At 56.0% G+C, this 672-nt stretch carries 2 protein-coding genes; both read right to left on the bottom strand.

Features of this window, described 5'->3' with window-relative positions; genetic code table 11:
* Positions 1-240: IS3 family transposase (locus tag Q1A34_RS21940; RefSeq protein ID WP_300039649.1), on the bottom strand; the 240-nt coding region annotated here is incomplete at its 3' end.
* Between the two features lie 240 nt (positions 241-480).
* The coding region (locus tag Q1A34_RS21935; protein ID WP_300039648.1) for a transposase at positions 481-672 on the bottom strand (192 nt) is incomplete at its 5' end.

Here is a 672-nt window from a genome sequence, read left to right as displayed (position 1 = left end):
TTTGTGGTACAGCCGCTTCCGCTTCCTGTGTCGCCTCGGGAGCTGCAGGCCTTCTTCGCGCCATAGCCGTTCGATCTTCTTGTGGTTAACCGACCAGCCGTCAATGCGAAGCAACTCAGCGACCTTGCGGTAGCCATAGCGTCCGTACTGTTTGGCCGACCGGATCATCGCCAGGCGCAATGCCTCATCATCCTTTGGCGCTGCCTTGTATTGCAGCGTACTGCGCGCCAGTCCGATCACACGACAGGTGCGCCGTTCAGATGTTGCCAGCTTTTGTCGGGTATGGACCAAGGCCTGACAAAGCTGGCCTGCCGTCTCCATCTCGGTGATTGCTGCGCATTCACCTGCCGGTCAGCGGGACCTTCGGCTTTAAATAATCAAGGCTCTCCTTGAGAATGAGCTTGTCCAGCTCAAGCTCCGCCACGATCTTCCTGAGACGATCATTGTGACGCCTGACAAACGATCCCCCAGATCGTTTGTTTAAACGGCTTCACTCTGCAGCGCCTTCAGATTCGCCATCTCGGATCGTCCCATGCCACCAAACCGTTTGCGCCATGTGTAATAGGTCGCGTCACTTACACCAGCTGTTCTGCACGCTGTCACAACATCCGAGCCAGATGACAGGCTCAGCTCAATCTCGCGCAAAAGCCGCAGAATATCCTCATCCGAATA

This window comes from uncultured Roseobacter sp. (assembly GCF_947491795.1).
Lineage (GTDB): Bacteria > Pseudomonadota > Alphaproteobacteria > Rhodobacterales > Rhodobacteraceae > Roseobacter.
The sequence above is the reverse complement of the archived record's forward strand: the minus strand, read 5'-3'. Positions and strand labels throughout refer to the sequence as shown.